Source organism: Pedobacter sp. 10L46_2 (assembly GCF_056395165.1).
Window position 1 is genome coordinate 1 of record NZ_JBFTIZ010000141.1, and the last position, 9,939, is coordinate 9,939.

6 protein-coding genes are annotated in these 9,939 nt (G+C 40.3%); 3 read left to right on the forward strand and 3 right to left on the reverse strand.

From position 1 onward, the window contains the following. A partial coding sequence (locus AC1DDX_RS15775) for a TonB-dependent receptor (protein WP_477622247.1) occupies nt 1–2,292 on the reverse strand: 2,292 nt, incomplete at its 3' end. Between the two features lie 60 nt (nt 2,293–2,352). After that, nucleotides 2,353–4,845: a ThuA domain-containing protein gene (locus AC1DDX_RS15780; RefSeq protein ID WP_337718160.1), complete on the reverse strand. Its 2,493-nt coding sequence runs from the start codon at nt 4,843–4,845 to the stop codon at nt 2,353–2,355. A gap of 271 nt (nt 4,846–5,116) precedes the next feature. On the opposite strand from AC1DDX_RS15780, the gene AC1DDX_RS15785 reads away from it, so the two are divergent. Both AC1DDX_RS15785 and AC1DDX_RS15790 read left to right on the forward strand, forming a co-directional pair. Continuing rightward, complete coding sequence (locus AC1DDX_RS15785; protein ID WP_172659138.1) at nt 5,117–5,611, forward strand: ankyrin repeat domain-containing protein; 495 nt, start codon at nt 5,117–5,119, stop codon at nt 5,609–5,611. A 4-nt stretch (nt 5,612–5,615) separates the two neighbouring features. Continuing rightward, nucleotides 5,616–7,727 (forward strand): catalase, encoded by a 2,112-nt coding sequence (locus AC1DDX_RS15790; protein WP_337718158.1) that lies wholly within the window; start codon nt 5,616–5,618, stop codon nt 7,725–7,727. A gap of 105 nt (nt 7,728–7,832) precedes the next feature. Here the strand turns inward: AC1DDX_RS15790 and AC1DDX_RS15795 are convergent, their stop codons facing one another. After that, entirely contained in the window at nt 7,833–8,855 is a 1,023-nt protein-coding gene (locus AC1DDX_RS15795; protein WP_172659140.1) for an LLM class flavin-dependent oxidoreductase, read from the reverse strand. Between the two features lie 137 nt (nt 8,856–8,992). On the opposite strand from AC1DDX_RS15795, the gene AC1DDX_RS15800 reads away from it, so the two are divergent. Continuing rightward, nucleotides 8,993–9,706 carry a hypothetical protein gene (locus AC1DDX_RS15800; protein ID WP_337718157.1) on the forward strand — a complete coding sequence of 238 codons (714 nt, stop codon included), beginning with the start codon at nt 8,993–8,995 and terminating at the stop codon, nt 9,704–9,706. Nucleotides 9,707–9,939 lie beyond the last annotated feature (233 nt).

Below are 9,939 nucleotides of genomic sequence, written 5' to 3' on the forward strand. Positions count from 1 at the left end.
AAACAAAGTTGTACGTACTACCTGCGTTGTGGAAACATCATCAGGATTATCCTTAAAATCAATTGAAAATGCATTATGGCGATTGTATACATTATAAATGCCAAATGACCAGCTCGACTGAAGCTTCCTCCCAGGTTTTCCTTCAAGTGTAGCAGAAAGATCTAAACGATGATACGCGGGCGTACGGTAGCCATTTTTTTCTGTGTAATAAAATGCTGTACGGCCATTTATTTGATATTTACCACTTGGATAAGTAACTGCATTGCCTGTATTGTAAACAAAAACCGAAGAAAAGGTCCACCTGGATCCGGCCTTATAAATCCCAACAAGTGATAAATCGTGCGTCCTGTCTTGTTTCGCATAAAACCATTTCCCATCATTTATTGCATCAAATTGGCGTTGTGTTCTGGACCAGGTATAACCAATCCATCCATTAAACTTGCCAAATCTTTTCTTTAAAAAAAGTTCAATACCATAAGCCCTGCCATCACCAAAAAGTAAGTCAGCCTCAACATTTCCATTCCCTCTAAGATCAGTTCCACTTCTATATTCTATCTGATTTTGCATCCATTTATAGTACAACTCCGCTGAAAACTCATAATTATTGTCGCTAAAGTTTCTGAAATAACCTGCAGCAATCTGATCCGCAATTTCTGGTTTAACATTGTTGCTGTTCATGATATAAAGATCAGTTGGAGATGTTGATGTTGAATTAGACATCAGATGGATATTTTGAATATTCCTGGTATATGCGGTTTTTAAAGAGCTTGAGGGTGTTAACTGATAGCTAGCAGAAATTCTTGGTTCCAGATTAAAATAATTTTCTACCACCTCGCCCGCTTTATATGATGTTGTACTGGTGGTATTTCCATCTGCATCATATGTTTTAAAGTTACCTGCCCCTAATAAAGAGAACCCGCTTAACCTAAGTCCGTAAGCCAGGTTCATCTTTTCGTTAACAGCCCATTCATCCGATAAGTAGGCAGCAAGCTCCAGTCCTTTGCGGTTTTCGTAGGTGGTTGCATTTACACTCGACGACTCGCTTGCAGTAAGTTTGCCCGGTGCAATGGTATGATGAATGGCATTTACACCAAACTTTAAACTGTGACTACTACTTAAACTGTATTCAAAGTCTTGTTTTAAATTAAAATCTTTAATAGAAGAGTTCACTTGAAAATCATTGTCTTCCATAAAATTCTGAATTACATAGTTATAGTTGCTATAAATCAGGGAAGTATTTGAAAACAATCTGTCGCTATACAGGTGGTTCCAGCGCAGGGTAAACGTAGCATTACCCCAATTAAAACCAAAAGCCTCTGATATTCCAAGTTTATCGCGTCCAAAATAACCCGACAAGTACAAGGTGTTCTTCTCATTTAACTGGTAATTTGCTTTGGCATTTACATCATAAAAATAAAGCGTATTGCCGTTTATCGAACTATCTGGCGACAAGGCTAAAAAAGCATCGAGGTAGGTTCTGCGGGCACTAATCATAAATGAACCTTTATCCTTAACAATTGGTCCTTCTACCTTTAACCTAGATGAGATCAAACCTATACCACCCTCTGCCGTATAATCCTTACGATTTCCATCATTCATCTTAATATCCAGTACAGAAGCCAATCTGCCGCCATATTGTGCAGGCATTCCTCCCTTATAAACACTTACATCTTTAATCGCATCAGAATTGAAAGTCGAAAAGAATCCAAGCAAGTGCGAAGCATTATATACCGGGGCTTCATCCAGTAATATTAAATTCTGATCGGTAGATCCACCCCTAACATAGAATCCACTATTGCCCTCTCCTGCCGATTTAATTCCGGGCAGCAATTGCAACGTTTTAAGCACATCACGTTCTCCAAGCAAAACAGGCACATTGTTAATTTCTCTGATATTGATTCTCTGAAGGCCCATTTGCGGACTGCTCACATTATCATTTTTCTTTTCGGCGGAAATAACCACCTCGTTTAACTGATTATCTTCTGAAAGAACAAAGTTCTGCCTGACGTTCCGTGAAATTGTAATTGATTGTTTAACCGTTTTATAACCAATAAAACTTATTGAAAGCTCATAAATCCCTTCTGTTGCACTCAAAGAATAAAATCCATATGCATTAGTTCCAGCACCAATGGTTGTTGAACCGGTAAGCTTAACACTGGCACCTATTAATGTTTCACCGGTTCCGGAATCGGTAACTATACCGCTAATCGTAAATTTATTTTGAGAAAAAGCAAATTGACAACAACATATAAATAATAAAAGTAGTGGTACAAATCTCTTTGTTATTGGCATATAAATACTTAGTCTTTCGTAAAAATAGAAAAGATAATCTATTCCATCACTACTATTGCACTAATTACCTTGGCCTGCAGTCCATAATATCGCATTATTTACCATTCTCTTCCAATTATTGTTTAGAAGCAAGTCTGGCGAGTGCCCCATAAAAATATAAACATTCCTTGCCTTAACTTTTGTGTTTACCCATACCACGGGGTGGTCGCCCATTTTTATTTTGGAATCTGGCTGATAACTGGCTTCATCTACATTGGCCAATACATGTACATTTGACCTTGGGCTTTTATTATAAGTATACCATTCTTCTTTATCCACTTTAAATAATGGGGTTACTCCTTTCATCACAGGATGTGTTTTTTCCTCTATCCTCACATTGGCCGAAGCAAAGTCTGCGATATAGTTCTGGAACCTTATGGTTCCCATGAAATCGGAAAACCAGTTCCACATTGGATACCCATCGAACTCACCGAGTAAAGTGGCATGATGAAATCCCAACCATCCACCTTTCCCATTATTGATGTAATCTTCAAAGGCCTTAACGGCTTTGGGTTTCCAGGCATAAGGAGGGTAATCCAGTTGAATAACCAGCTTATATTTTTTTAAAAAAGCATCATCAATTTTATCAGTATTGTCAACATAATCAATTACAAAATGATTCTTTTTTGAAAATTCATCTAGCCATGGGCGTACTGCTTTAGTAAAAGCAATATGATGCCCTCCATTTTCGGCCAACGCCAAAACCCTAAACAGCGGCTGTTCAATTTCAGGCTCTTTTACGGCTTCTATTGCGGTTAATGCCTGTAAAAACCATGCTGCATGAGGTATCCATTGTTCTGTCCAGCGCCATTCATTTCCGCCGGCTTCTGCTTTAAAATCTATACCACTGCCATCAGCATTTCCATCTTTTCCGGTGATACCATTAGAAATCCCTCCTTTTTGAGATCCGTGCCCAAACAAGGCAGCCATATAGGGTACATTTTTTTCGCCAAAGCCATACATAAAACACATTGAATAAGGGTTGCTGCCCAAAATCCATGAAAGTTGCTGCTCAGCATAAAGTTCAATATCCTTTCTTACTCCCCAGCCACTTTTTTCGGGGTAAATGAGTCGGCCACCTAGCAATGACGCAGTGGCTAAAGAACCCAGTCTTGCATTTTCTCCCTGCCACCACCAGCCTGTTTCATTTTCATGAGGTATAAAAAACCCTTCCCGCACTTTGCCGTTAAGTTTAAAATACTGACGTGCATATCCAAACGGATTATTAACAGATTTGGCAATCTTTAAATTGCCATCAATAGCTTTCTTAATTACAGCGAGGGTTTGTGTTCTGTACCCCTCTTCTTTTTCCATATCAAGATAACGGACCAAAGCAACTACCGGCAATCCCGCATCGGCAGCATGCCAAAATGGTCTATCTTTATCATCTGCGATAAAATATCCCTTATCGGTTATTCTGGAACTTAAATTTGAAGCTCTTTTACGCGCCTCGTCTCTGTAATAGGAACTATCTGTAGCTACCCACAATTCCGTAGCGGCCATTAATGCGCAATAATCATCAATGATGTTCTCTTTCCCATCATCAGCATATTTCAAATTATTTACCGTCAAATGTGCATATGCAATTTCTGCAGCTTTCAGGTATTCTTTAGCTTGATAATCACCATTCTTGCTCCATCTAGAAATGCGGGCTAACGAAGCAATTGCCATGCCCCCTCCTTCTCTAAATGCGCATTGATAATCTGCCGTAGTAACACTGTTTGCCTCCAGTCCTACAATTCTTCGGGCACTTGCATCTGGCTTAAAGTAGCTAAATACAGTCATGTAAAAGTACCCCTCCTCAGATAAAGAACGCATCAAATAGTCGGCACCCCATAAGGCTTCTGTTTTCAGGTCCTCTTTGAGTTTCAGTCTATCCAGCAATGCCGGGATTTTCTCGGTAGCATTAATCATCGACCAGGTAACCAAAGGGATTTGCTGTGGCAACATAAAATTCGCGTATGCCAAATGAGAAAAATATTTACTGATATCTCCAGACGCATCACCCCAGCCTCCATGCACATCTACCCTCTTCTCACTGCCATAAAGCAACATCTTTTTATCGGCCTCTATTTCCTGAGGAGTATTGGCGCGTTGCTTTTTATAATAGTTAAGAATGCTGGGTAAGGTATTAACCGCAAGTGCCTGTGCGGCAATATCAAAACTGGCCGATGTATAATGCTTTCCTTTAAATAATACATCGATCTTATATTTTCCGGGTTTATTAAATGAGGAAAAATCCGCAGTATAAAATTGACGATTCGGAAACCATTCCTCAACAGATCCTGCAGCTTTAAGAGTAGCACTAAAACTTATCTTTTGATCAGAAGCATTAATTAATGAGAACTTTTTTAATTCTGAAAAGCCACTCTCTAAACCAACAATGGCTTGCTTTGGCCCTGATAAATCAAAGGCGACCTGATTAACATGAATTACGGGTTGGGCCTTTATGGCAAAAGCAGATGCAAAAAGCAATATTAAACTTGCGCAAACAAATTTCAAGCGTTTTATCATTTTTTAGAGAAGAGGTTTTAAATGCATCGGCAAAATTGCTTCATGGCATTCTCAAAAATAGCATAATTTTCTCCCTTTAATAGAGCGTGGCAGCTACCAACCAAGATAACAAACTAAAAAACAACACCTTAACAGACGGCTGTAGTATTATTGTAGGGGCAATGCTTTGCCACAATCTTCACTTGAACTGGTCTACGACTATATCTAAACACAATCCTGTTCTCAGCCTCCTATCTACTAAACAATTCTCCATTGATGTTGTTATGCTAGCATGGATCCTATCACATCAGCCTTAATTCACGCTTCAAGAACTGGCGATTTGCCACTATTACAAGAAATAATAGATCAAAAAACCGACCTTGAAGTTCGTGATGATAAGGGTTATACACCCTTGATTATCGCTTCTTATAATCATCAACTTGCTGCAGCCCAATTGCTATTACAGTCAGGAGCAGATGTTAATGGCAAAGATACAGGTGGTAATACAGCATTAATGGGTGTATGTTTTAAAGGCTATGCAGATATAGCCGAGCTTCTACTCAGTCATCCCCATATCAATCTCGATGCACTGAACGGGAATGGAGGAACGGCCCTGATGTTTGCCATTATGTTTGGGCGCAATGAACTAACTCAATTACTATTGAAACATGGTGCAGATATAACGATTACTGATAATCGTGGCATGGATGCGTTAGAAATTGCTTTACAACAAGGCAATGAACAAGGACTCCTGCTTTTAAAACAACATCTATCTATAAACAAATAAGAGTATGAAAAAGAAAAAACTGGATACCACTTCTGATCAGGGTGAGTTCATGACGACCAACCAAGGTCTTAAAATCAACGATGACACAAATTCTTTGAAAGCTGGAGCACGCGGACCATCATTACTTGAAGATTTTATCCTGAGGGAGAAAATTACACATTTTGATCATGAGCGAATTCCAGAAAGGATAGTACACGCTCGCGGTTCCGGAGCGCATGGCTATTTCCAGGTTTATAAATCTATGGCTGAATACACAAAGGCGGGCTTTCTACAGGATCCATCGGTTAAAACGCCCGTATTTGTACGGTTTTCTACCGTTGCAGGATTTAGAGGCTCTACTGATTTGGCAAGGGATATTCGTGGATTCTCCGTTAAGTTTTACACAGAGGAAGGTAACTATGATTTGGTTGGCAACAATGTCCCGGTGTTCTTTATCCAGGATGCAATAAAATTTCCTGATCTGATCCATTCGGTTAAACCTGAACCTGATAATGAAATACCTCAGGCGGCTAGCGCCCACGATTCTTTTTGGGATTTTATTTCGCTAACTCCTGAATCTATGCATACGATTATGTGGGCCATGTCAGACCGGGCAATCCCCAGGAGTCTGCGGATGATAGAGGGCTTTGGTGTGCATACTTTTCGTTTTATTAATGCCAAAGGAAAATCTTTTTTTGTAAAATTTCATTGGAAGCCCCTTCTGGGCGTACATTCAGTTGCCTGGGATGAGGCTTTAAAAATATCTGGTAAAGATCCTGATTTTCACCGCCGGGATTTACACGATGCCATTGAAAGCGGCGCTTTTCCCGAATGGGAATTTGGCGTTCAGATTATACCGCAAGAAGATGAGCATAAGTTTGGTTTTGATTTGCTGGATCCAACCAAACTAATTCCTGAAGAGCTGGTTCCTGTACAAAGGATTGGGAAAATGGTATTAGATCGCAATCCTGATAATTTCTTTGCCGAGGTTGAACAGGTTGCCTTCCACCCCGGTCACCTGGTTCCAGGCATAGATTTCACTAATGACCCTTTATTGCAGGGCCGTTTATTCTCATACACGGATACGCAATTATCCCGTTTAGGAAGTCCTAATTTCCACGAAATCCCAATTAACCGTTCTGTCAATACGGTACACAACAATCAGCGAGATGGACATATGCGTCAGCAAATTAACGTAGGCAAGAGCAGTTATCATCCAAATTCCATTGCCGATGGTAGCCCTGCACAGGCGAAAATAGCTGAGGGAGGATTTTCATCCTATGAAGAACGTATTGATGCACATAAAGTAAGAGCAAGGAGTAAAAGCTTTATGGATTTCTTTAGCCAGGCAACTTTGTTCTATAACAGTCAGTCGGAACCAGAGCAAAACCACATTGCCGATGCATTTAAATTTGAACTGGGCAAAGTTGAAAGCGTAGAAATCCGCCAGCGTATGGTGAATCTTTTAACGCAGGTAAGCATACCTCTTGCAAATGCGGTTGCAGAGAGTTTAGGTTTAAAAGCAGGGAAACCGATAGAACCGATTAACCATATTCTTGGAGCTGATGCCAATCCGGCAGATTATAAACCGATCAAAGTAAAATCAGAAGTTGAAAAATCTTCGGCCTTAAGTATGGCAAATGCTTCAAAAGACAGCATTAAGACCAGACAAATTGCTTTTCTGGCTGCTGATGGTGTTGATGCATCAGATTTTGGAAATATGAAAAAAGCACTTCTTGCTGCAGGCGCAGTTGTTAAAGTTGTTGCACCTAAAAATGGTACACTTAAAGACTCTGCTAGTAAGGAAATCAAAATTGACATGAGCTTCTTAACGGGAACTTCTGTGGTGTTTGATGCAATATATGTACCAGGCGGAGAAAAAAGCATTAAAGCCCTACTATCTGAACCGGATGCTATTCACTTTATAAATGAAGCCTATAAACATTGCAAAGCCATTGCAGCAACTGGCAAAGGTATTGAACTGATTAACCAAAGTTATGTTGGAGCAAAATTGAAAAGTGGTGATGCCGATGCGAAAGCAGGCTTGTTGACAGATCTTAAACCGGAAGCTTTTATTAAGGCGATTGCGCAGCATCGCTTCTGGATACGAGAGAAAAAAGATAAAATTCCGGCTTAATATCCCCGTCATTTCGAATGAAGAGAGAGATCTCTTGACCATGAAGTAGTTGCGAAGCAAACTATACCTAAGCAAGTGATCTCTCTCTTCATTCGAGATGACGTTTCATCGCCAACCCAATGCTGGGGCAACATGCTCCAGGATAGCAGCTAGCACATGGATATTGTAATCAACGCCCAATGTGTTCGGTATGGTTAGTAGCAGCGTATCCGCTTCTTGTATAGCTTCGTCTGCAGCAAGCTCTTTGATGAGCTGATCAGGTTCGGCTGCATAGCTCCTACCAAAGATCGCCCGTTTATCAGCTTCAATATAGCCAAAGCTATCTGATCCTTTTCCCTGCTGTCCGAAATAATACCTGTCCTGATCGTTTACCAGCGCAAAGATCGAACGGCTTACTGAAACCCTTGGCTCGCGCTGATGCCCGGCTTTGTTCCACGCTTCCTTATACAGCCTGATCTGTTCCGCCTGCTGGATGTGGAAAGGTTTACCATTTTCATCAAACTTCAGCGTTGAGCTTTGCAGGTACATGCCATTCTCTGCAGCCCAAACTGCGGTTGCGTTGGAGGCAGCTCCCCACCAGATACGGTCCCGCAATCCGTCGGAATGTGGCTCCAGGCGTAGCAGACCCGGCGGGTTCGGGAACATAGGATTGGGATTTGGCTGGGCAAATCCGTCACCCTTTAAGCGATCCAAAAACTCCAGTGCTTTTTTACGACCCATATCTGCATCGGTTTCTCCCTGTTCAGGTTGATAACCGAAGTAACGCCAGCCTTCGATGACCTGCTCGGGCGAACCCCTACTAATACCAAGTTGCAAGCGACCACCCGAAATCAGGTCCGCAGCACCGGCATCTTCTACCATATACAGCGGGTTTTCATAGCGCATATCGATCACGCCCGTCCCAATTTCTATCTTCTTGGTTTTCGCTCCAATAGCTGAAAGCAGCGGAAATGGTGATGCCAGCTGCCGTGCGAAATGGTGTACCCTAAAATAGGCTCCGTCCAAACCTATTTCTTCCGCAGCAACAGCAAGGTCTATGGATTGAAGCAATGTGTCGCCAGCGTTGCGAGTTTGATACGAGGGATGGTCAGACCAATGTCCGAATGATAAAAATCCTATTTTCTTCATTGATTAGATGAGTTAAAACCAAATATCAAATATAAGGATAGGTCAGTCGCGCACAGGTCACCACATAGTCATAACGATGAATAAATCTTCCTTTTATAACTTGTTTAAAACTATATTTATCTTAAAACTGACCTTGTATGAAATCAGATCTTGAAGAATTAATTGAAGCTTATGAAATCGAGAAAGTAGAACTTGAAAAACAGATTTCGGAGTATGTTGAAGAAGGTGACTATATCTATGCACATTATCATAACAAAGCCTTAAGAAAAATCAATAAAACACTCGATATCCTTAAGGACATACAGCATCCGTTTTACAGGCTTATTTCGGAAGAAAAAACTAAAGCGAGAAACATGACTAAGATGTTAACCCGCGAAGAATATAAAAAATACTTTGATCACTTGGGAACAGATTTTTTTGCAGAACGCCTGCAGGAAGGAGAAAATAAAATCCTTGAATGGCAGCGTGCGCCTGTTAGTCAGACATACGATAGTCAGGAGATCGATGACGCGCTTTTTCGTTTGGTTAAAGGGGTAGTGAGCAATTTCAAATTGTATTTTAAATCCAGGCCGGATATATACGCCAGATTTACATTAAAAGATCACACCATTGAAATTACATTGCTTTACGATGAAGACCCTTACTATGATCATCATGGGTGGATATTTGGAGATGGCAAAGAAATTAAACCTCTCGGATTTATTCTCAAAGACGAACAATGGATATATCAATATCATTTTGATAAGTTTAAAGACGCTTTGGAAATCAAAATCCTACTTGCCCGTTTAATCTATGATGTATTCAATTACGACCGCAGATTTGATTCAGCAAGAATAGTATATGATGATTAAATCTTCTATGGATTGTTTGCCTCAAACTTTGCCTTATCCAACCAGATACTCAATGTAATGGTAAAGTCATTAATTTAAAAAAGGGGCAATTATTTGAATTTCATAATAAATCGTTTGACGCGCATACTTTGAGCTCGGGGTAGAAAAATAAATTTGTCGTGTAATAAATACACTATGACTAAAGTCCTACCTTACTTTCTATTTTTCAGCTTTATAATTATTGATACCAAAAC